Source organism: Sulfurimonas sp. (assembly GCF_026991475.1).
Taxonomy (GTDB): domain Bacteria; phylum Campylobacterota; class Campylobacteria; order Campylobacterales; family Sulfurimonadaceae; genus Sulfurimonas.
In genome coordinates this window covers 1-19,477 of the sequence record NZ_JALXBK010000065.1, presented here as the reverse complement: position 1 = coordinate 19,477, position 19,477 = coordinate 1, and the positions used below count along the sequence as shown (strand labels likewise).

General features: G+C 35.4%; 24 protein-coding genes. 8 read left to right on the top strand and 16 right to left on the bottom strand.

Annotation, left to right across the window (positions count from 1 at the left end; translation table 11 throughout):
* From MV589_RS05420 to MV589_RS05405, 4 genes are all read right to left on the bottom strand, one after another.
* A partial coding sequence (locus MV589_RS05420) for a flavodoxin/ferredoxin-dependent (E)-4-hydroxy-3-methylbut-2-enyl-diphosphate synthase (protein WP_297432819.1) occupies window positions 1–665 on the bottom strand: 665 nt, incomplete at its 3' end.
* Window positions 666–721: 56 nt separating this feature from the next.
* Window positions 722–1,183, bottom strand: coding sequence for a hypothetical protein (locus MV589_RS05415; protein ID WP_297432818.1), 462 nt, complete (start codon window positions 1,181–1,183; stop codon window positions 722–724).
* 51 nt (window positions 1,184–1,234) lie between these two features.
* A complete protein-coding gene (locus tag MV589_RS05410) occupies window positions 1,235–3,211 on the bottom strand; it encodes a TonB-dependent receptor (protein WP_297432817.1) in 1,977 nt (658 codons plus the stop codon).
* Between the two features lie 228 nt (window positions 3,212–3,439).
* Window positions 3,440–4,423, bottom strand: coding sequence for an agmatine deiminase family protein (locus MV589_RS05405; protein ID WP_297432816.1), 984 nt, complete (start codon window positions 4,421–4,423; stop codon window positions 3,440–3,442).
* A 16-nt stretch (window positions 4,424–4,439) separates the two neighbouring features.
* Here MV589_RS05405 and MV589_RS05400 point away from each other — a divergent pair, with 16 nt between their 5' ends.
* The gene (locus tag MV589_RS05400; RefSeq protein WP_297432815.1) at window positions 4,440–5,462 is read left to right on the top strand and encodes an alanine racemase; all 1,023 of its coding nucleotides are present in this window, start codon (window positions 4,440–4,442) and stop codon (window positions 5,460–5,462) included.
* On the opposite strand, the gene MV589_RS05395 is transcribed toward MV589_RS05400, so the two are convergent.
* From MV589_RS05395 to MV589_RS05380, 4 genes are read right to left on the bottom strand one after another with little or no spacing between them, the layout of a single operon-like run.
* Window positions 5,449–5,844: a hypothetical protein gene (locus MV589_RS05395; protein ID WP_297432813.1), complete on the bottom strand. Its 396-nt coding sequence runs from the start codon at window positions 5,842–5,844 to the stop codon at window positions 5,449–5,451. The genes MV589_RS05400 and MV589_RS05395 overlap by 14 nt on opposite strands.
* Window positions 5,844–6,089 carry a PP0621 family protein gene (locus MV589_RS05390; protein ID WP_297432811.1) on the bottom strand — a complete coding sequence of 82 codons (246 nt, stop codon included), beginning with the start codon at window positions 6,087–6,089 and terminating at the stop codon, window positions 5,844–5,846. Before MV589_RS05390 ends, MV589_RS05395 begins: the two co-directional genes overlap by 1 nt.
* On the bottom strand, window positions 6,086–6,676 hold the full coding sequence (gene rsmG / locus MV589_RS05385; protein ID WP_297432809.1) for a 16S rRNA (guanine(527)-N(7))-methyltransferase RsmG: 591 nt from the start codon (window positions 6,674–6,676) through the stop codon (window positions 6,086–6,088). The genes MV589_RS05390 and rsmG overlap by 4 nt, the downstream gene beginning before the upstream one ends.
* Before the next feature lie 16 nt (window positions 6,677–6,692).
* Window positions 6,693–7,256 (bottom strand): PAS domain-containing protein, encoded by a 564-nt coding sequence (locus tag MV589_RS05380; protein WP_297432807.1) that lies wholly within the window; start codon window positions 7,254–7,256, stop codon window positions 6,693–6,695.
* 93 nt (window positions 7,257–7,349) lie between these two features.
* Between MV589_RS05380 and MV589_RS05375 the strand changes: the two genes are divergently transcribed.
* The gene (locus tag MV589_RS05375) at window positions 7,350–7,796 is read left to right on the top strand and encodes a CZB domain-containing protein (protein ID WP_297432805.1); all 447 of its coding nucleotides are present in this window, start codon (window positions 7,350–7,352) and stop codon (window positions 7,794–7,796) included.
* Here the strand turns inward: MV589_RS05375 and MV589_RS05370 are convergent.
* Both MV589_RS05370 and ribA read right to left on the bottom strand, forming a co-directional pair.
* The gene (locus MV589_RS05370; protein WP_297432803.1) at window positions 7,793–9,904 is read right to left on the bottom strand and encodes a sensor domain-containing protein; all 2,112 of its coding nucleotides are present in this window, start codon (window positions 9,902–9,904) and stop codon (window positions 7,793–7,795) included. The two genes, MV589_RS05375 and MV589_RS05370, sit on opposite strands and share 4 nt — an antisense overlap.
* Window positions 9,905–9,907: 3 nt before the next feature.
* Complete coding sequence (ribA, locus tag MV589_RS05365; RefSeq protein ID WP_297432801.1) at window positions 9,908–10,480, bottom strand: GTP cyclohydrolase II; 573 nt, start codon at window positions 10,478–10,480, stop codon at window positions 9,908–9,910.
* Between the two features lie 75 nt (window positions 10,481–10,555).
* Here ribA and hemB point away from each other — a divergent pair, with 75 nt between their 5' ends.
* Window positions 10,556–11,530 (top strand): porphobilinogen synthase, encoded by a 975-nt coding sequence (gene hemB, locus MV589_RS05360; protein WP_297432800.1) that lies wholly within the window; start codon window positions 10,556–10,558, stop codon window positions 11,528–11,530.
* Window positions 11,531–11,583: 53 nt separating this feature from the next.
* Window positions 11,584–12,507: an ornithine carbamoyltransferase gene (gene argF, locus MV589_RS05355; RefSeq protein ID WP_297432799.1), complete on the top strand. Its 924-nt coding sequence runs from the start codon at window positions 11,584–11,586 to the stop codon at window positions 12,505–12,507.
* Here argF and MV589_RS05350 read toward each other — a convergent pair.
* Together MV589_RS05350 and trpS are read right to left on the bottom strand one after the other, a co-directional pair.
* On the bottom strand, window positions 12,504–13,355 hold the full coding sequence (locus MV589_RS05350) for a nitrate- and nitrite sensing domain-containing protein (RefSeq protein ID WP_297432798.1): 852 nt from the start codon (window positions 13,353–13,355) through the stop codon (window positions 12,504–12,506). The two genes, argF and MV589_RS05350, sit on opposite strands and share 4 nt — an antisense overlap.
* A 32-nt stretch (window positions 13,356–13,387) precedes the next feature.
* Entirely contained in the window at window positions 13,388–14,353 is a 966-nt protein-coding gene (gene trpS, locus MV589_RS05345; protein ID WP_297432796.1) for a tryptophan--tRNA ligase, read from the bottom strand.
* A 91-nt stretch (window positions 14,354–14,444) separates the two neighbouring features.
* Between trpS and hpf the strand changes: the two genes are divergently transcribed.
* The 3 genes from hpf to hemJ are packed head-to-tail and all read left to right on the top strand — an operon-like array spanning window position 14,445 to window position 15,820.
* Window positions 14,445–14,774, top strand: coding sequence for a ribosome hibernation-promoting factor, HPF/YfiA family (hpf, locus tag MV589_RS05340; RefSeq protein ID WP_297432794.1), 330 nt, complete (start codon window positions 14,445–14,447; stop codon window positions 14,772–14,774).
* Window positions 14,775–14,783: 9 nt separating this feature from the next.
* Window positions 14,784–15,386, top strand: a complete 603-nt coding sequence (locus tag MV589_RS05335) for a hypothetical protein (RefSeq protein ID WP_297432792.1) — start codon at window positions 14,784–14,786, stop codon at window positions 15,384–15,386.
* A gap of 8 nt (window positions 15,387–15,394) precedes the next feature.
* The gene (gene hemJ / locus MV589_RS05330; RefSeq protein WP_297432790.1) at window positions 15,395–15,820 is read left to right on the top strand and encodes a protoporphyrinogen oxidase HemJ; all 426 of its coding nucleotides are present in this window, start codon (window positions 15,395–15,397) and stop codon (window positions 15,818–15,820) included.
* Window positions 15,821–15,936: 116 nt separating this feature from the next.
* Here the strand turns inward: hemJ and der are convergent, their stop codons facing one another.
* Both der and MV589_RS05320 read right to left on the bottom strand, forming a co-directional pair.
* On the bottom strand, window positions 15,937–17,412 hold the full coding sequence (gene der / locus MV589_RS05325) for a ribosome biogenesis GTPase Der (protein ID WP_297432788.1): 1,476 nt from the start codon (window positions 17,410–17,412) through the stop codon (window positions 15,937–15,939).
* A gap of 81 nt (window positions 17,413–17,493) precedes the next feature.
* On the bottom strand, window positions 17,494–18,090 hold the full coding sequence (locus MV589_RS05320) for an LPP20 family lipoprotein (RefSeq protein ID WP_297432785.1): 597 nt from the start codon (window positions 18,088–18,090) through the stop codon (window positions 17,494–17,496).
* A gap of 63 nt (window positions 18,091–18,153) precedes the next feature.
* Between MV589_RS05320 and MV589_RS05315 the strand changes: the two genes are divergently transcribed.
* Window positions 18,154–18,600, top strand: a complete 447-nt coding sequence (locus tag MV589_RS05315; RefSeq protein WP_297432783.1) for a phosphoribosyltransferase — start codon at window positions 18,154–18,156, stop codon at window positions 18,598–18,600.
* On the opposite strand, the gene MV589_RS05310 is transcribed toward MV589_RS05315, so the two are convergent.
* The gene (locus tag MV589_RS05310; RefSeq protein WP_297432782.1) at window positions 18,593–18,955 is read right to left on the bottom strand and encodes a cytochrome C; all 363 of its coding nucleotides are present in this window, start codon (window positions 18,953–18,955) and stop codon (window positions 18,593–18,595) included. The genes MV589_RS05315 and MV589_RS05310 overlap by 8 nt on opposite strands.
* Window positions 18,956–18,964: 9 nt before the next feature.
* Window positions 18,965–19,477: DnaJ domain-containing protein (locus tag MV589_RS05305; RefSeq protein ID WP_297432779.1), on the bottom strand; the 513-nt coding region annotated here is incomplete at its 5' end.

Here is a 19,477-nt window from a genome sequence, read left to right as displayed (position 1 = left end):
AGGAGAAGTGTTCCTAAACCTATGGCACTTTTGACCGTAGCATGAAAGATTGTTCCCGCTTCTGTGACACCAAGATGGAAAGGGTAGTGATTTTTTGGACGCAGCATTCTGTAGGCTTCTACTGTTCTTTGTACATCACTTGCTTTGAGTGAGATTTTAATGTCTTCAAAGCCTAAATCTTCAAGATATTTGATGTTATACTCAGCAGAAGCTACCATTGCTTCAGCAGTAGGACCATACTTGTCATCAAACTCTTTTTCAAGACTTCCTGCGTTTACACCGATGCGAATAGGAAGATTTCTCTCTTGACATGCTTTTACTATCTCTTTTATTTTACTCTTGTCACTAATATTTCCAGGATTGAAACGGATACAGTCTACAGATTCAGCTGCAATAAGTGCAAGTTTATAGTTAAAGTGAATGTCTGCTACAAGCGGCAAAGAGGTCTGCTCTTTTATGGATTTAAGTGCAAGTGCATCTTCCATATCTGGAACAGCTACACGAACTATGTCTGCACCAGCAAAGTGCAAACGGTTGATCTGTTCCACTGTTGCAGCCACATTTTGTGTATCTGAGTAAGTCATAGACTGAACTGAAATAGGTGCATCACCACCAACTGCTACATCACCAACAAATATTTTTTTAGTAGGGTATCTTTTAATCATAAAGAAATTTTAGCTATATTTTGATGAAAAGGTGCTTTAGAATGAAAGAACTTTTTTTATATTAGATAGTCTTGATCATTGATGTTACTTTCACAATTATGTTCTACCGAATAATGAAGTCTGTGAAAGAGATGGTTGATCATAATTAAATAGTTTTCTCTAAACTCTTCAGAGAATGCTGTGGCAATAAAATAATCTTGATGATACTCTACAGATTTAAGTGTTTTGTAGAGATTCTCAGCTGCTTTTACACAATTATTTACTTGAATTGCATCGAAAACAATAAAGATTACATTATCAGTAATAAATGTAAGTTTATCAGTCTTTCGTATCATTTTTTCTAATTCTTTAACATGTGAAGTAAGCGATTTTTTTGAGTATATAAGAGCAACAGAAAAATGGTTCTCATATCTCTCTTCTTTATAGATATATTCATCAATACTTTCTAAAATATTTTGGTGATATAATCTATAAACTGTGTCTAAATTTTCTAACATTGTAGCTATCTCACTAGACATATTACAACCCTTTCTTTTTAGTTTGTTACTTATTTATTACTCATTATACCATTAGAATTTAAAATCAAGATTAGTATAGATATATCTTCCTGGCTCATTTAGTAATAATTTTTGATCACCACCCTCACTAATTAGCGTAAGATCTGCATAAGTGTTACTTTTTGCATATGCCACATCAAAAATATTATTTGCCCCTATTGTAAAATCAAACTTTTTATTTACAGCATGTTTAATTTTCATATTTAACACTGACCAACCTGCAATCTTTTGTTCCCCATTGTCTGCATCATAGAGACTCCATGCATCACTTCCCTCTACGGCAATAGTAGCAAGAGAGTTGTTTGCATATTCATAGTTAAGTGCTAATTTTCCTCGTAATGGTGCCATATCTGCAAGGTCTTTGTCCTGTTGTCCTGTGAGGGCTTTGTCTTTTTGTCCACGTTTATATGATGCTCCCATATCGAGTGTTATATCATCATTAATGTAGTAAGTTCCACTTAGTTCTGCTCCATATACAGTTGCGTCGATATTTTCAAAAGCATTGGCAGTTTTATCGGCGTTTATATAGATATAGTTACTTAACTTGGAGTAAAAAGCTTTGATTTTAAAATCAAAATAGTCATTGTTTGTCTTAAATCCTGCATCAATCTCTTGGTTTGTTGTCTGTTTAAGATTAGGTGTACCAATGGTATTGCCACTTTTCATAAAGTAAAGCTCTCTACCATCAGGCACACGAGAAGCTTGCCCAAAACCTGCAAAGAGTTTGTTCTCACTGTTGAGTGCATAAGTAGTGAAAATATTTGCATTGAGTGCATCATAAGTATTTGATTGGTGGGCTGCATTATCATCTTGTACTTTAGAGTGGTCATATCTTGCGCCAATTTTAACATTAAACGCAGCGTAGTTTTTTTCTAATGTTGCAAAGAGAGCTTCATTTGTTGTAAGAGCATTATCTATACTTTTACCCAAAAAATTCCCACTTACATTATTTACATATTCGCCTTTCCAGGTTCTTTTACTTGCTTCTGCACCCAAAAGTAGTTTGTACTTCTCAAGTTGAAAATTGTTTTTAAGTTTAATACCCTGCATACTTGTTTTCATATGGTTTGTTTTATTATAGAGAGGATTTAATGCAGAATTTCTATACTCTGTACTCATAGGATGGTCAACATCTGAGTAGTAGTACTCTAAGTTTACATTTTTGTATTTGTCTGAAATATTTTTGATGTTGTAGGCTATGCTGTAAATATTTGAGTCATCCGAAATGGCATCCATAGGTGAGTTAGCATAGAGGACATTGTCACTTCTGTTAGCAGTTGTACTTAAACGCAGCTCTTGATTCTCAGCAGTTTTTACAAATGCTTTTGCCATAACAGACTCTTTTGTATAGGCTTGCATATCTTCATATTTGGTTTGGTACTTATTTCTTGCAGGTGCATTAGAGTATTTGACCTGCTCAGTAAGCGTATGCCCATTGCCGTCTTTATACTGGTCACTTGACTCACGAGATGCAGTTAATAGAAGTCGTACTATGTCGTTACCACCTGTAACAGTTGCACCAAATTTTTTGTAGTTCCATGCTCCAAAACCGACATTGATTTCTCCTTTTGTTTTTTTACTTGGCTCTTTTGTTGTGATTTTTACTCCACCACTCATTGTTCCATAGTTTGTGACATCATAAGGTCCTTCTATTACTTCTATGGTCTCTATTTGGTTGGCAAGAACATGTGAAATTGGAGGATCCATTCTATTTGGACAGGCACCGTACACTTTTGTCCCATCAACTTCTACAGAGATGTTATCTCGTTTTTGTCCACGAATGAGAATATCATTGGCTATTCCACTACGGCGGCTCATATCGACACCTGGTACACTTTGAGAGAGTGCATCTGCAACATCTGCTGAGGTTTTTACATTTTGTGCAACATCTGTAAGTGTTGTTGATTCTATGTTTATTGGGGAAAGTTCAATTTCTGATGCATAAAGTGCAGAGATAGCAAAGAGTGATAAGATGACTGTTTTTTTCATAATGAGTTACCTATAAATTTTATTTTTCTTAAATTTATAATTTTACTTTTAACTTTAAGAATGTTTCTGTGTAATAGTATAAAAAAAGTGTTACAAAAGTGTTAAATGATTATAATTACATTTATGAATAAACTCCAAAAAATACAACGAACCATACTAATAGCGTTGGGCTTCGCCTTGGCAACATACCTTATAATGAGTGGAACAGCAATGTTAAAACAAAAAGATTCAAAAGTTCATACTAATACAGTGAAGTGAGCCGTGCTGGCGAATGAGTATAGAGCAGTCAATGGCAACGACTTCTCTTTGTGGAAAAGTTTTTCTAAAAATCTTGAGTGCTGCTTCATCGGTTTTTACATTGTAAATAGGAACTAATACAGCACCATTGACAAAAAGAAAATTTGCATATGTTGCAGGGAGGCGTTCACCTTCAAAATAGACTGCTTCACTCATAGGCAGGGCAATAAGTTTAAAATTCTTTGTGGCTGCTATTGTTCTGAGCTCTTTTTCCATCTTTGTGAGTGCTTCATAGTGTGCATCATTTTTATCTTTACATTGTATATACATAATGACATCCTTTGCAATAAAACGGGCTAGGGTGTCTATATGCGAGTCAGTATCATCTCCTGCAAGGTAACCATATGAGAGATATAAAATCTCTTTGGCTCCAAAATAGTTTTGTAACTCTTTTGTGATAGTAGCTGCGTTTAGATTTGGGTTTCTATTTGGATTGTGCATACAGTTTGTAGTTGTGAGAATTACTCCATCTGCATTGCTCTCTATGGCACCTCCCTCAAGTACAAAATCTATGGATTGCATAGGGTATTTGTAGTAAGAGGAGAGTGTTTTGCTCATTTTATTATCTTTTGTATGTTCAAATTTATTGCCCCAGCCATTAAATTGAAAATCAAGAAGCTTTTTTTCACCATTTTCTATAATTGTAAGTGCAGAGCAGTCTCTTGCCCATGTATCATCTGTCTCATACTCAATAAACTCAAGGTTGTGAAACTCCTTAAAGTGCTTTTTTACTGCGTTTATATCGTAAGCAATAATAAGACATTTTTGCTGTTTTCGCACTGCGTTTATAATATTTACAAATGTCGCTTGTGTCTCTTGCAGATACTCTGCCCAATCTGTTTTTGGATGGGGAAAGATGATTTGTGTAAAATCTTGTCTTTCAAACTCGGCAATTAATTTTTTGTGCGCAAACATATTGTATAATTCTCCCATGGCTTTCATTACTTTAAATAAAACGAATTTTTTTAATAATCTTGACATTATTACGCAACTCACTTGTACAAAAGATAAAATCGCCCTTGTTCTAAAAGATAATGCTTATGGGCATGGACTTTTAGAAGTTGCAGCGATGGCAGCGGAGTATGGCATTACAAAAGCGGTGGTACGCTCATTTGAAGAGGCCCAAAGAGTAGAAAATTATTTCCCTTACATTTTAGTTTTATCTGATATTTCTGCGACTCCAAGCCAAAAAATACGCTACACCATTAATGATTTAGAGCAGATAAAAAAGTTTGCAAAAGATACAAAAGTAGAGTTAAAAGTAGATAGTGGGATGAATAGAAATGGTATAGAAATGTCTGAGTTAAGTGCTGCGTTTAGAGAGATACAAAAGCAAAAACTGCAACTTGAAGCTGTTTTTACGCACCATAGCTCTGCCGATGAAAAGAGTGACGTGTATGCTTTACAAAATAGTAATTTCATAAAGATAAAAAAAGAGGCGCAAAAACTTGCACAAGAGTATGGTTTTTCTCCGTTACGATTTCACTCCTGTAACTCCGCTGCTTTGTTTCGAGAAGAACATTTTAGTGAAGATATGGCACGAGTTGGTATTGCGGCATATGGGTGTTTAGAGCTTGAAGATAATGAAAATGTGAAAAAATTAGCGCCTATACTTGCACTTTATGGCAAGAGGCTTTCATCGCGACTTTTAAAAGCTGGTGAGTGCGTTGGGTATAGTGCCACCTTCCAAACGCAAGAGCAGTGTAGGGTGAGTAATTATGATATTGGCTATGGAGATGGTTTTTTAAGGAGCTGTTCAAACCACTATGTTACACCGCAAAATATTAAAATTGCAGGACGAATCTCTATGGATAACAGCTCTTTTATAACAGATAAAGAGTCTCTTTTAATATTTAATGATGCAAGAGTGGCTGCAAAGCAGGCTTCTACTATAAGTTATGAGGTGCTAACCTCTTTAAAGGCATACCTTAAACGCAGCGTTATTGAGCAGTAACCTTTACAACTGCACTAGGACAAATAACGCCGTCAATGCCTAAAAGCACCAACTCCTCTATCTCTTTTTCATTTTCAATGTGTGCGAGTATTTTTGCATCAAATAGATAATTTTCCGCTATTTTTTGGGCAGTTTTTGCAAGCGAATTTTCCACCACAATATAGGCTGCGTTTAGTGCAGCAGCATAGGCGACTTCTGTAACATTTTTTACTTTGAGTGCAAAAGTTATTTCATTCTCTTGCAAGTAGGTGATGATGTCAAGATTTTTCTCTTCAAACTCCACGTAGAGTGTTGAAGATGGCGGTGTTGTAAGGATGGAATCAATGTCAAAAACATGATAAAACTTAGGGCTATGTAAAAACCTATGACCAAAAAAGAGCACTACTTTGCCTCTTTTAAACACTCGCGTGAGCAGTAGTATTTTCCATTGCTTAAAATAGCCTCTTTTACTTCCACATAAACACCGCAGCTTGCGCACTCTGTCATATCGTTAATTTCAGGGTTTGTTGCGTCTGCTTTTGCTTTTTTAGGTTTTTTTGTTCGTGCTTGTGTTGCTGGTTTTGTTTTAAAAAACATAATATAAACAACTGAAATTACAGCTGCAATAATAAGGAATTTTAGTATCATATCTCTTCTCCTAGAAGTAAGTAGTGTCTATTGTCTTGTTCTATTATTTTATAGTTCATGCCCTCTGTAACGTCGCTCATCTCATCAAAAACTTTTTCACCTTTATAAAAAAGAAGTTTGGAGTGTGCATCTCTGAAATTTTCGCTGAGTTTGAGTAGCATTTTTGTATCTGTTACAGCGCGTGAAGTGATGATGTCAAACACTTCACTCTCCATCTGCTCGACTCTTTTTTTTACTACGCGAACATTTTGCAGCCCTAAATCTGCTTTTATAAATTGTAAAAAACTTGCCCGTTTTGCAAGGGGTTCTACAAGTGTGACCTGCGTTTGAGGAAGTGCAAAGGCGAGTATCATCCCTGGAAATCCTGCGCCAGTCCCTATATCCATCAAAGAGTCCACCTTCGGTAAAAATTTTACAGCATAAGCAGCATCATAAATAAAACTATCTACAGTTTTTTCATCTTTTGCACCCGTAAGATTATGAATTTTATTCCACTTATGGAGGTGTTCTTTATATTTTTGTATATTTGTAAAAAAGTTGTCTGGCAGGTTGAGATCTGCGTTTAGAAGTGCATTTTTTAAATTCAATAAATTTCCTTATATTTTAAGAGAAGAGTTTTTTCATCATCGTGAAAAATATTTTGAAAATCCCTTTATTCCCTACGAGATTATTAATAAAATCATCATAAGAGACACCTTTCTCTTCAAAAAACCCTCGTAAATATTTTTCACTAGCGTCCATGCCACCTTTTTCTTCTATTTCAATGAGTTTTGCATAGATTGGTTCTATGGCTTCCACTGCATCTTTTGGGGCTGCTTTTCTAAAGGCAGTATGTGAAATTATTTCATTTGTTATGGGGTCTACTTTTGGTTCAAACTCTGTTATAACCCAGTAAAAGCTCCCATCTTTTGCCAAGTTTTTTACTATCGCCATAATATTTTGAGCCTTATTAATACGGTCCCACATCATCTTAAAGACAATTTTAGGCATATCTGGATGCCTAATGATTGAGTGTGGCTGTCCTATAAGTTCAGCTTCAGAGTAGCCTGAAATTTCTACAAAGTAGTCGTTTCCATACTCAATAATTCCTTTTGGACCCGTCTTAGAAACAATATATCTTTTTGGATTTAGTTGTATTTCATGGTCAATTGGTTCTGGATGTTTCAAATTCACTCCTTGACTAGAATTAAAGTAGATTATATAATTTTATTTATTAAATTTATGCAATAATAAGCCAATTTGATACGTAGGTTGGTATAAATGACAAAATCACAAACTTTACAGGTAATAGAAAAAGTTAAATTATCACATATTGAGCAGATGGAAAAAATTGACTTAATGCTTAGAGGTGTGAGTGTAGAAAACCCAACGACTGTTTCTAAAACGAAATGTGAATTTGGGGAGTGGCTTTATGGTCAAAATAGTGCTTTTATTGCAAATATTTTGGGTGCACAATTTTATGAACAGCTTGATAGAGAGCATGAAGCATGGCATGTTGAATATGCCAAAATTTATGCGCTTTTATTTCAGAAGAAACAAGAGGGGTTCTTTACAAAAGTTTTTTCCTCAAATAAGCCAGATACATTAGCTATTGATAAAGCAAAAACTTACTATATGGAGCTTGAATCAACAACAAAACAGCTTCTAAAAATATTAGAAAAATCTACAAGACGAATTAGTGCAATTAATGCATCGAAATTTCTCTAAAATGTTTCTAAAAATGTTGTCATTTCTTGGCTAGGAAGTGGCTTTGAGTAAATATAACCCTGCACACATTCACAACTATTTTGGAGTAAAAAATCTTTTTGAACTTCGGTCTCTACCCCTTCTGCGATAAGTCCAAGGTTGAGGCTCTTTGCGAGTGCAATAATTGCCCTAATAATGGACATACCATCTTCGTCATTAGGTATATCATCTATAAATGATTTATCAATTTTAAGTTTACTGAGTGGTAGTTTTTTAAGATATGCAAGAGAAGAGTATCCTGTTCCAAAATCATCAATAGAGATGCTAATGCCATTATCCGAAATCTCTTGGAGTTTTTTTATGGAGTGCATTGGATTATTCATTACCTGTGTTTCAGTAACCTCTAATTCCAACCAGCTTTTTTGAAAATCACACTCTTTCATGGTGTTGAAAAGGTTACTGATAAAATCATTTTGCTGGAGTTGTTGCATAGCAAGATTTAAAGAGAGTTTTCCAGGGTATAAGCCATGTTTTGACCAAGTAGAAAACTGTTGCATCGCTTGTTTCATTACAATGCGATCAATCTCTACTATCAAACCCAAATCTTCAGCTAAAGGAATAAAATCTATGGGTGATACCATTCCTAAAGTAGGATGTTGCCAACGTACAAGGGCTTCCATACCTGCGAGTTGATTGTTAAAAATATTTATCTGAGGTTGATAATAGACACTAAATTGCTCCTCTTTAATTGCTATTCGCAGGCTGTTTTCCATTATGACTCTTTTGTAGGCATGTGCAGTCATTCCTTCAGAGTAGAATTGGTAATTATTACGTCCTTGATCCTTGGCTTTATACATCGCAGTATCAGCAAATTTTAGCAGACCAGCTTTGTTCTGAGCGTGTTCAGGGTAGATTGAAATTCCTATGCTTGTTGTAATATGCAACATATTGGAGGCAATTTTTACTGGAATTTTCATCGCATCTATAATTTTATCGGCGACCATTGCAATATCACTTCGTTTTGAAATATTATGTAAAATTACGGTAAACTCATCACCACCAAGTCTAGCAATAGTGTCTTGTGCTCTTATGCACTTACCGAGTTTTTTACTAAACTCTTGTAAAACTCTATCTCCTATATCATGTCCGAGAGAGTCATTTATATCTTTAAAATGGTCTAGATCAAGAAAAAGGAGAGCAAAGCTTGAGCCCTCCTTTTTTGCTACAGATATGGCAGTTGTGAGTTGTTCTTGGAATTGCGCTCTGTTTGCAAGGTTTGTAAGCTCATCATGATTTGCTCTGTGTTGGAGCAGTTTTGACTGTTTCTCTACAAGTTTTGATACCATAATATTTTGTGTTACATCATTGTCAAAGATAACATAAGCCTTTTGAGAATTATAGTAAGTTTTTTGAATATTTGATTGTACATGATAAGATGTAGCATCTTTTCGTATATGTATTGTCTGTTTAGTAATATAGGGAATATTTGTTTGAGTATATGATTGTTTTAACTCTTCAACTCTTTGTGGCGTTAGCTCTTTATTAATGTCAAAAATATTAAGAGACAAAAGTTCCTCTTTGGTATATCCTAAAGCATCACATGCTGTTTGATTAGCATAGAGATATTGATTTGTTTCCCAATCAACGATGTAAATCTCATTTGCCGAATTCTCTATGATGTTACTGAGCTCTTTTGATTTACGCTGGAGTTGCATAACCTTGGTAATATCTTGTGTTATTCCAATAAATTTGATAGCCATTCCATCTTTGTTATAGAGTGCTTGTGCATTGATAAGAATATCTTTTATTTTACCGCTTTTTGAATGGAGTTGTCCCTGAAAAGTTTCTACCTTATGGCTTTGAATTGCTTTTTGTATAGCAAGTTTTGCACGATGGGCATCTTGTGGAAGTATATGCAAGAAAAATGTATCTAAAGTTGGTTCTATTGAAAATGGTTCATAACCATAAATACGGTAACTGTTTTCTGACCAAATTGATTTTTTTGTAATAAGATCAACTTCCCAACTACCAAAATTACTAATCTTTTCAAGTTGTTGAAAATTACCTTCTCTCACTTTTAATTTTTTCAAAGCAGTTTGAAGATCATCTTTTTGAACATCTATAGGCATAAATTAATCCTTTGGAAGCATATGCCCCATTTCATCGCGTTTAACATTGAGATATGCACTGTTATGCATATTTGGTTCCATAACAATAGGAATACGCTCAACAATCTCTACCCCGCTTATCGAGTTAATTTTATCAGGGTTATTTGTCAAAAGTTTTATCTTCTTGATATTGTAATGGTTTAAAATAAAAGTTACAACTTCATAAGTTCTCTCATCTGCTGCAAATCCCAGTTGGTGATTTGCTTCAACAGTATTAAAACCCTTGTCTTGTAAGGCATAAGCATTTATTTTGTTTAAAAGACCAATGTCACGTCCCTCTTGTCTTAAGTAAATAACCATGCCACCTGTTTCGTTTGCCATTTTAAGACCATACTCTAGCTGGTCACGGCAATCGCACTTCAAGCTTCCTATGGCATCACCTGTCAAACATTCAGAGTGTACTCTGACTATTGGCACCTCTGCTAACTCTTTGGCTGCAATGACAAGATGCTCTTTTGCACCCTGTTTAAATGCTTTTACATTAAAATCACCAAATCTTGATGGTAAATTTGCTACTTCTGAAATTTCTATATTCATTCTTTAATCTTTAAATGGGTAAAATATTTTTATAAAATGATTATATCAAAATTTACTAAAGATAAAGGTTTAAAAATGTTTCAAAGATTCCGTAGAACACGCTTAAATAAACAGCTTCGCTCACTTGTAAGAGAGACGCATGTATCAACAGATGATTTTATTTATCCTCTTTTTGTAAGAAGTGGTGAAAATATCAAGACAGAAGTTGCCTCAATGCCGGGTGTATTTCAGATGAGTATTGATGAGGCAATAAAAGAGTGTGAAGTACTTAAGGGTTTAGGACTTTACTCTATCATACTTTTTGGTATCCCTGATGTAAAAGACTCTATTGGGAGTGATGCTCTGTGCGAGCATGGTATTATTGCTTCAGCAGTGCGTGCCATAAAAAAAGCACATCCAGATATGTTTGTTGTGACAGACCTCTGTTTTTGTGAGTATACTGACCATGGGCATTGTGGTATTATTGATGAAGAGCATGAAACAGTAGATAATGACGCAACACTTGAAATTTCAGGACAGCAGGCAATAGTTCATGCAAAAGCAGGAGCAGATATGATAGCACCATCGGGTATGATGGATGGTATTATTGAGACAATTAGAGCTTCACTTGACAAAGCAGGGTTTGAAAATCTTCCTATTATGGCATACTCTACAAAATTTGCTTCTGGGTACTATGGACCATTCCGTGATGTGGCAGAATCTACACCGAGTTTTGGCGACCGTGCTTCTTATCAGATGGATCCTGCAAACCGTCGTGAAGCAATTGCAGAGAGCATAAGTGATGAAGCGCAGGGTGCTGACATTTTAATGGTAAAACCAGCTTTGGCTTATCTTGACATAGTACGAGAGATAAAAGATAGTACAACACTTCCTATGGCAGTCTATAATGTGAGCGGAGAGTATGCAATGATTAAGTTTGCGGGTATGAATGATTTGATTGATTATGATCGTGTTGTGATGGAGACGATGATAGGTTTTAAACGTGCAGGTGCGGATATAATTATCTCTTATCATGCTAAAGAAGTGGCACAGATGCTACAAAGAAGTTAATTTAAAGAAATTAATAGTTAAAATATACAAAAACAAAGATTTAGGATTTTATTGTGAGACATTTTTTAACACTCAAAGACTTTACTAAAGAAGAAATTTTAGAAATTATCGAGATAGGCTTAGAGATAAAAAAAGATTTAAAAGCTGGTAACTACAAAAAAGAACTTGAGATGCAAACTCTGGCTATGATTTTTGAAAAGAGTTCAACACGCACGCGTGTAAGTTTTGAGACTGGAATGTTTCAGCTTGGTGGGCATGCACTCTTTCTTTCAAACCGCGATATTCATTTGGGAAGAGGGGAACCTGTAAAAGATACAGCTCGTGTTATCTCTTCAATGTGCGATATGGTAATGATAAGAACCTTTGAACACTCTATGATAGAGGAGTTCGCTTCTTACTCAAAAGTACCCGTAATTAACGGTTTGACAGACTCTTTTCACCCTATACAGCTTTTAGCAGATTATATGACAATTAAAGAGTACGGCATGGAGAAAAACCTTGTTGTTGCTTATATTGGTGATGGAAACAATATGACGAATTCTTGGTTGATGCTTGCTGCAAAACTTGGATTTGAACTGCGTATTGCAACTCCAAAAGGGTATGAAGTAGATAATGCAGTGCTTCGTGATGCAATGGATATTGCAACAGAGAGTGGAGCTGTTATTAAAGTGATGAACGATCCAAAAGAGGCAGTTCGTGGTGCGACAATAGTCACTACCGACACTTGGGCATCTATGGGGCAAGAGGATGAAAAAGAGCAACGCATAAAAGATTTTAAAGGCTTTATGGTAGATGGGCTTATGATGTGTTTGGCTGATAGAGATGCAAAATTTTTACACTGTCTTCCTGCCTACAGAGGGCAAGAAGTAAGCGAAGAACTTTTGGAAAATCATGCTGACATTGTATTTTCTGAGGCAGAAAATCGCCTACATGCTCAAAAAGGGCTTATGGTATGGTTAGATAGACAAAGGGGCTAAAACCACCCTTTTGAATCTTTTAGCATAGCTTGATCAAGCGTGTTATATGCTTTTATAATCGCAGAGATTAAGTCTGTACCCTCATCAAAGTAGTCATCTGGATTCACTTTAGATGGATTTGTAAGTAGCGTTTTTTGAGATAACTCAGTGTATTTTTTTACTTTTGTATTAATTGATGCGAGTTCTGTGTTAATACTTGATGGTAATTTATCTGAATATTTAGAAATAATTTGATTTAACTCTACTTGGAGTTGATGGTTTGCATTCGTTAATTGATAAAGCAAAGCTTCAATTTGTTGTTTATCATCTTTTGTTACTTTCCCTTTTGCGGCAATACCTGCACCTAAACCTCTTAATCGTCCTGTAAACTCAGTCATAGGCAGCATACTTTCCATCATAAGTGATGAACTCTCTTTTGCAAATGGTGTTAAATCTTTAGCAAACCGTTTACTAACACTTTGTGCAAGCATAAGTGTTTGTTCAATCTGATCTGTGTAGTCTGAAAAAGATTTGGCAGGTTTTTGTTTAAAAGCTCTATGGTTTAGTTTGATAAGTGCTGTGGAAATTGCAGTTGCTCTATTGTTAATAACAGGATCACTAGCGAGTGAAAAAGATTCCATATTTCCTATGGCCTTTTTCATATTATCTCTATTTGCATAGACGAGTAACATCGCAGCCACATTACCATTAAGGTATGAGTTGGTGAGCCCTCGTGTTTTTTGTGTAGAGATAATTAAATCTTTTAGATTATCAATATATTTACTAGTTTCAGCTTGTGTGGAATTACCAAAAAATGATTTGGCTTCCAAATTTACCAGTAGTAAGAGTGTAAGAAGAATGAGACGCATCTGTTTTTCCTTTTTTTTAAATTTTTGATGTTTTAATATTTAATTCCAGTTAGTTGACGAATGTTTTGTATAAGTGGTTGCGCTATTTCTCTAGCTTTAGCTGCTCCTGCGTTTAGAATATCACGGACTTCATCTTGGTGTGCTTGGTAGTACTCTTTTTGTTCTCTATAAGGTCTAAAGTATTCCCAAATTACATCATGCAAATAGAGTTTGAAGTGACCATGTCCTTCTCCTCCGCGTTTGTATCGCTCTTGAAGCTCTTGGCACTCATTTTCATTTAAAAAGAGTTTTGCCATATTGTAAACATTACAGTTTTCATACTCTTTTGGCTCTTCAAGTGCTACCTGCTGGGTTACAATCTTTTTAATAGTTTTAAGTTGTTTTTTCTCTTCACCGAAAATATTTACAGTGTTTTTGTAACTTTTTGACATTTTTTGTCCATCAGTTCCAGGAACTGTTGCAACATTGGCTTCTATTTTAAATTCAGGAAGTTTAAAAACTTCACCATATTTATTGTTAAACTTTATGGCAATGTCACGGGTAATCTCTACATGTTGGATCTGGTCTTTTCCAACTGGAATGATGTCGGGAGAGTAGAGAAGTATATCTGCTGCCATCAAAACCGGATATGAAAATAGTGAATGGTTAGCTGCTATTCCTTTTGCTACTTTATCTTTGTAGCTGTGTGCACGCTCAAGCAGTCCCATCGGTGTAAACGCAGAGAGCACCCAGTAAAGCTCAAGTACCTCTTTTACATCTGATTGTACCCAAAAAGTTGATTTTTCAGGGTCAATTTCAAGTGCTAAAAAGTCAGTAGCAGTTTGCATTGTAAGCTCTGCCAGTCGCTCTCCACCATTTCCGCTGCTCATAGCGTGATAGTTTGCTATAAAAGCAAAAGTATCACTCTCTTTTTGAGCATCTACCATCTGCTTTATTGAGCCAAAGTAGTTGCCAATATGTAAATCACCTGAGGGTTGAATACCAGTTAATACGCGCATAATAAAGATTCCTATTTTTTAAAAGTCTAGCCATATTATACCAATCTCAGCTTTATTTTGTTATTATAAATAAAAATATAAAGGATTTATGATGAACTTACAAATTCATGCAAAAGATTTAACACTTAGTGACGCAACAAAAGCACATATTGAAAATGCTGTGGAGGTTTTTAGAAAATATTCTTTAGATATTACAAGTATTCATTGTAACTTAAATGCTCAAAAAAAAGGTGTAGAGGTAGAGTTTGAAATTCGTATTGCACATGCAGAGCCAGTTATTATTACGCAAAATGATGATGTTTTAGATGCGGCAATTGATATTGCAGTTGATAGAGCAGAAAAAGCACTCCGCCGTCTTCATGACAAAGTAACTGATCATAAAAATTCTTCAATAAAAGAGTTAGAGACTCTTGAAGTGTAGGGTGGGTATTTGTTGAAAATTTTATTTTTACTGTTATTTGCATTAAATCTCATAGCAGCGGAGCATTATTCTGTGAGAGTGGCTTCTGCAGTAGCTACTGATTATGACTTTGGTCAAATTGTTACTGGTAATATTGGAAAATTTCAGCCATATTCTACTGTGTATGCAATAGATGGTGGCTATTTGTTGAAGTCTTCTACGGACTCTTTGCCTTTTGATTTTTATCTTAAAAGTGGAGTTGCATATTTTGAACAAAACCCTTCTCTTAATGCCGTATATGAGATGACACTCTATATAAAAGCTTATTACAATATTGATTTCTTAGACAATAGAGTACGTGTCGGTTTTGGTGAAGGTGGTTCATATACAAGTGCTATTTTAGAGGTTGAGCGTGAAGATGCTATTTCCAATAATGACAATAATTCTCATTATTTAAACTATTTAGATGTAAGTTTAGATTTTGATTTGGCAAAACTGATACACGCAAAATCTTTTAAAGAGTTATATGTGGGTGTTTTACTAAAACATCGCTCTGGTATTTTTGGTCTTGTGAATAATGTTCGTCATGGTGGTTCAAACCATGTCGGATTTTATATAGAAAAAAACTTTTAGGAAAGAAAATGTTATATAATTGGCTTTTATGGTTCCATGTAATCTCAGTAATATCATGGTTTGCAGTGCTTTTTTATCTCCCTCGTTTATATGTTTATCATGTAGAAAATATTGATAATAAAGGTTTTATTGAAGTTGTAAAAATTCAAGAGATGAAACTTTACAAATATATTGGTGTGCCTTCAATGTGGGCTACTATTATTAGTGGCTCTTTTTTGATCTATTTTGGAAATTGGATAAGCTCACCTTGGCTACATATAAAATTAGTTTTAGTTGTAATTCTAATAGGATATTTTCACTCTTTAGGTGTTTTACGCATTAAACTACTTGAAGATAGATGTACAAAAAGTGGAAAGTTTTTCCGTTTTTACAATGAAGTGCCTACAATTCTAATGCTCTTAATTGTGGCAATGGTTGTTTTTAAACCATTTTAAAAACAGAACAAAGATTTATTTCTTGTTCTGCTCCTCTTCTTTCATTTTTTTATAGAAGTAGAAGCTTAACGCTGTGAGCCCTAAACCTCCAAAAATAAAGGTGACAGCTAGTGCCATTACTTCTCTCCTCGTTTTTTTGCTTTAAAGAGCAGTGGCGTTCCTGTAAAATCAAATGCTTCTCTCATTTTATTTGTTAAATAGCGTCTATATGTAAAGTGTAAACCTTTTGGTTTGTTCATAACAATGGCGATTTTTGGTGGTCTTGTCTCATACTGCGTTGCGTAGTAGATGCGAATAACTTGTCCGTGCATACTTGGAAGTGTATGACGTCTTAGGGCTCTTTCTATCACTTCATTGAGTCTTGATGTTGTAATTCTTTGTGAGTAGTTCTCATTGATTTGTAAAATCATATCGTGAAGTTTGTCCACTCTTTGGTGTGATTTTGCAGAGAGTGTTAAAATCGGTGCGTATGCCAAAAACTTAAATCTATCACGCACCTCTTGAATGATTTTGTCATGCTCTTCACGTTTTGCGATGTCCCATTTATTAAGTACTATAATGCAGGCAAGTCTGTTTTGATCAACTAATCCTGCTATTTTTTCATCAAGATCTAAAAAAGGCTCACTAGCATCTAAAACTACAAGTGCCATATTCGCATTTTCAAGCATCTCTTTTGTACGCATAAGTGCAAATTTTTCTATTCCTACTATTTTACCACGACGACGCAATCCTGCAGTATCAACAAAAGTAAGTTGTTTGTCTTTGTAATTTATAGTCTCATCAATAGGGTCAATAGTAGTTCCAGCAACACTACTTACAACGGAGCGCTCTTCGCCGAGCAGGGCATTAAGTAGAGAACTTTTACCAACATTTGTACGTCCAATAATTGCAATTTTAATGTGGTTGATGTCATTTTCATCAAACTCTTTAATACGGTCGTTTTGTGCAAAGATAGAGTCATCTTCAACTTCATCTTCATCCCAGTAGATAAAACCATCATCCTCTTCATCTTCAGAATATTGCGAAAAGAACGTTGCATCATCAATAGATTCTTCTTCTACAACTTCTACTGCAATCGCTTCTTCCTCTTCTTTTATCTTATCACTCTCAGGAAGTTTGTCATATATCCACTCTAAAAGTTCTACTGTGTTTCTGTTGTGTGAAACGGAGATTCCAAAGATGGCATCAGTACCAAACTCATAAAATTCCCACAGTTTTTCTTTCATTTTGTCATTGTCGATTTTGTTTACTACAAGGGCAATATCTTTTCCCATAGCTTGAAGTTCATAAAAAAGTTTTTTATCCTCATCTTCGGGAAGCCCTTTACCATCAACCATATAAAGAATAATGTCTGCTTTGTATGCAGCTTTGAGTGACATCTCTTTGATCTTGTCAAAAAGTTCACACCCTTTGTCGAGTCCACCGGTATCAAGCAGTTGTGCCTCTTTGTCAATGATAACAGCAGTTTTGCGTTTAACATCACGAGTTGTTCCGGCAAGGTCAGAAGTAATAGCATCACGGTTTTTTATAAGACGATTGAAGAGTGAGCTTTTTCCAACATTTGGACGGCCGATAATAGCGATTTTTTTCATGGGGTGTACCTTGTAAAACTTATGAAAGAATTTTTATGAAATTATAGCTAAATTTCTAGCTTCCCCATGAAAAGAGTTTTCTTAGTCTGTTGGAAACTCTTTGTCAAGATTTTCTAAAGCCTGTTTTGATTGGAATTGTTGCCAAAGAGCATTGTTGTCTTTAAAACTTGAGTTAACTGTCTTTTTAAGCGCATCTTTCACTGCTTCATTAACATTTTTTTGAGGAACCGTTACTAACATATATATAGCACCAGAGGGAGCATTCCACATATCGACTGCTTTTGAACCTTTGAGATCAACTTTTGCTACCTGTTTTGTTACAGCAGTTGTTACTTTGTCCACAGTTTCAGCTGAGCCGTTTCCAGTTGCGCGCGTGAAGCCTTCCATCTTATCTTTTACCTGAGTTTGAATCTGTTGTGCCAAATCTGAACGACCGTTCATAAGTGCAACGCGTCGCATATGAGCAACACCTGCAGCACTTTTTTCAGCGACACCAACACCTGCATAGTACCCATCAACCTCTGGAATACAAGTCCATCTTGGTGCATCAACACCCTCTTGTTGGCAGGTAAAAGTAGGATTATATTTTTGTGGTTTTGGCTCTTTTTTAGAGCTACAAGCTGTAAATGAAACTGTCACAAGTGTTATAAGTGCTAAGTTTTTTAAAATTTTTCTCATTAAAATCACTCCGTTGTTGTTTTGTATTTACTATAATAGCATAAATATAACATCGGAATTCTTATGAAACAATATTACTCATACGCTGCGTTTAGCAAAGATACAAAACAACTTATAGAAGAAGTAAAACCATTTGAAGCAGAGGCAATTTTAGCAATTGCAAGAGGTGGCTTGACACTCTCTCATTCGATGGCAGAAGGTTTAAACATAAGAGATGTGCAGAGTGTCCGTACAGAGCTTTATGATGGAGCATGTAAACGCAGTGATTTAACACTTTTTGGAGAGTGTCTCTTTCGTGAACATATACGAAGAGTTTTGGTGGTGGACGACATCGCAGACAGTGGAGAGACGCTTGCATTTATTATGGATTATCTCAAACGCAGCTTTCCTCTTATAGAGTTTAAATCGTGCACACTTTTTTATAAAAAAACATCGCTGTATAAGCCAGATGTCTGGGTAAATGAAGCAGATGCATGGATAGAGTTCTTTTGGGAGAAGGATTTTATTTAGTTTTATGCCCTGCGTGCTTTTTTGTAAAATTTGTGTCGTAAATATAGTCACAAATCTCAGAAAGTGTCTCTTTTTCAAACGAAAGTTCAGGCATTAGCCCATGTTTTTCGATGGCATCTTGCATTATAGAACTCTCTGCGTTTGGGTGGAGTACCCATGCCGACATATAGCGCACAAACTCCTTTTTATCTGGAAATGCCTTTTTGTACCTTTTTTGCACCTCTATCATTGCAGGTGCTGATTTTTCTTGTTGTTCAAAGTGGCAGGTAGTACAGTTTCCATGAAAAAGTAGGGAGCCCATATTCGCTGCGTTTAGAGTAAGGACACTTGAACAAAGGAGTAAAAACTTTTGCATATATTGTGCTTAGCCTCTCGCTTTTTTTATCATTTCATAGGCTTGGTTTATCTCTTGAGTCTTTTGTGTCGCCTCTTTCATATACTCTTCACCTTTGTTTTGTGATTTGATGATGTCTGGATGGTATTGGCGGACAAGTTTTCTGTAGGCTTTTTTGATGGTATCCATATTATCATTTTTGCTTACGCCAAGCACTTTGTATGCATCTTCAATTGTCGCCTTTGGTTGCACATTTTTCATCATCTGTTCAAACTGGTCAAATATAGCGTGGTATTTGCTAGGGTCAAAAGCAAGCGCCTCAGCAATGGTAGCTAAAACTTCCTCTTCACCCTGACTTACTTCACCATCTGCAAAGGCAAGTTGGATTAAAAATCCCATAAATTGTTCTTGCTGGGCAGGGTTGCGTTTGGTTGCGTTTGCAAGTGCCTCTGCTATTTGTTTTGTATTGGCTAAATTCTCTTTCTCTTCATTAAAAATGCGTTTTAAAATATCTTTTGTCTTTGCAGGTTCTGGAAAAACTTT

What these genes read in the sequence shown, in the direction of transcription:
- MV589_RS05415 (WP_297432818.1), bottom strand. Translation starts at nt 1,183, where the DNA reads ATGTCTAGTGAGATAGCTACAATGTTAGAAAATTTAGACACAGTTTAT.
- MV589_RS05410 (WP_297432817.1), bottom strand. Translation starts at nt 3,211, where the DNA reads ATGAAAAAAACAGTCATCTTATCACTCTTTGCTATCTCTGCACTTTAT.
- MV589_RS05405 (WP_297432816.1), bottom strand. Translation starts at nt 4,423, where the DNA reads ATGTTTGCGCACAAAAAATTAATTGCCGAGTTTGAAAGACAAGATTTT.
- MV589_RS05400 (WP_297432815.1), top strand. Translation starts at nt 4,440, where the DNA reads ATGGCTTTCATTACTTTAAATAAAACGAATTTTTTTAATAATCTTGAC.
- MV589_RS05390 (WP_297432811.1), bottom strand. Translation starts at nt 6,089, where the DNA reads ATGATACTAAAATTCCTTATTATTGCAGCTGTAATTTCAGTTGTTTAT.
- MV589_RS05375 (WP_297432805.1), top strand. Translation starts at nt 7,350, where the DNA reads ATGACAAAATCACAAACTTTACAGGTAATAGAAAAAGTTAAATTATCA.
- MV589_RS05370 (WP_297432803.1), bottom strand. Translation starts at nt 9,904, where the DNA reads ATGCCTATAGATGTTCAAAAAGATGATCTTCAAACTGCTTTGAAAAAA.
- ribA (WP_297432801.1), bottom strand. Translation starts at nt 10,480, where the DNA reads ATGAATATAGAAATTTCAGAAGTAGCAAATTTACCATCAAGATTTGGT.
- hemB (WP_297432800.1), top strand. Translation starts at nt 10,556, where the DNA reads ATGTTTCAAAGATTCCGTAGAACACGCTTAAATAAACAGCTTCGCTCA.
- MV589_RS05350 (WP_297432798.1), bottom strand. Translation starts at nt 13,355, where the DNA reads ATGCGTCTCATTCTTCTTACACTCTTACTACTGGTAAATTTGGAAGCC.
- trpS (WP_297432796.1), bottom strand. Translation starts at nt 14,353, where the DNA reads ATGCGCGTATTAACTGGTATTCAACCCTCAGGTGATTTACATATTGGC.
- hpf (WP_297432794.1), top strand. Translation starts at nt 14,445, where the DNA reads ATGAACTTACAAATTCATGCAAAAGATTTAACACTTAGTGACGCAACA.
- hemJ (WP_297432790.1), top strand. Translation starts at nt 15,395, where the DNA reads ATGTTATATAATTGGCTTTTATGGTTCCATGTAATCTCAGTAATATCA.
- der (WP_297432788.1), bottom strand. Translation starts at nt 17,412, where the DNA reads ATGAAAAAAATCGCTATTATCGGCCGTCCAAATGTTGGAAAAAGCTCA.
- MV589_RS05320 (WP_297432785.1), bottom strand. Translation starts at nt 18,090, where the DNA reads ATGAGAAAAATTTTAAAAAACTTAGCACTTATAACACTTGTGACAGTT.
- MV589_RS05315 (WP_297432783.1), top strand. Translation starts at nt 18,154, where the DNA reads ATGAAACAATATTACTCATACGCTGCGTTTAGCAAAGATACAAAACAA.
- MV589_RS05310 (WP_297432782.1), bottom strand. Translation starts at nt 18,955, where the DNA reads ATGCAAAAGTTTTTACTCCTTTGTTCAAGTGTCCTTACTCTAAACGCA.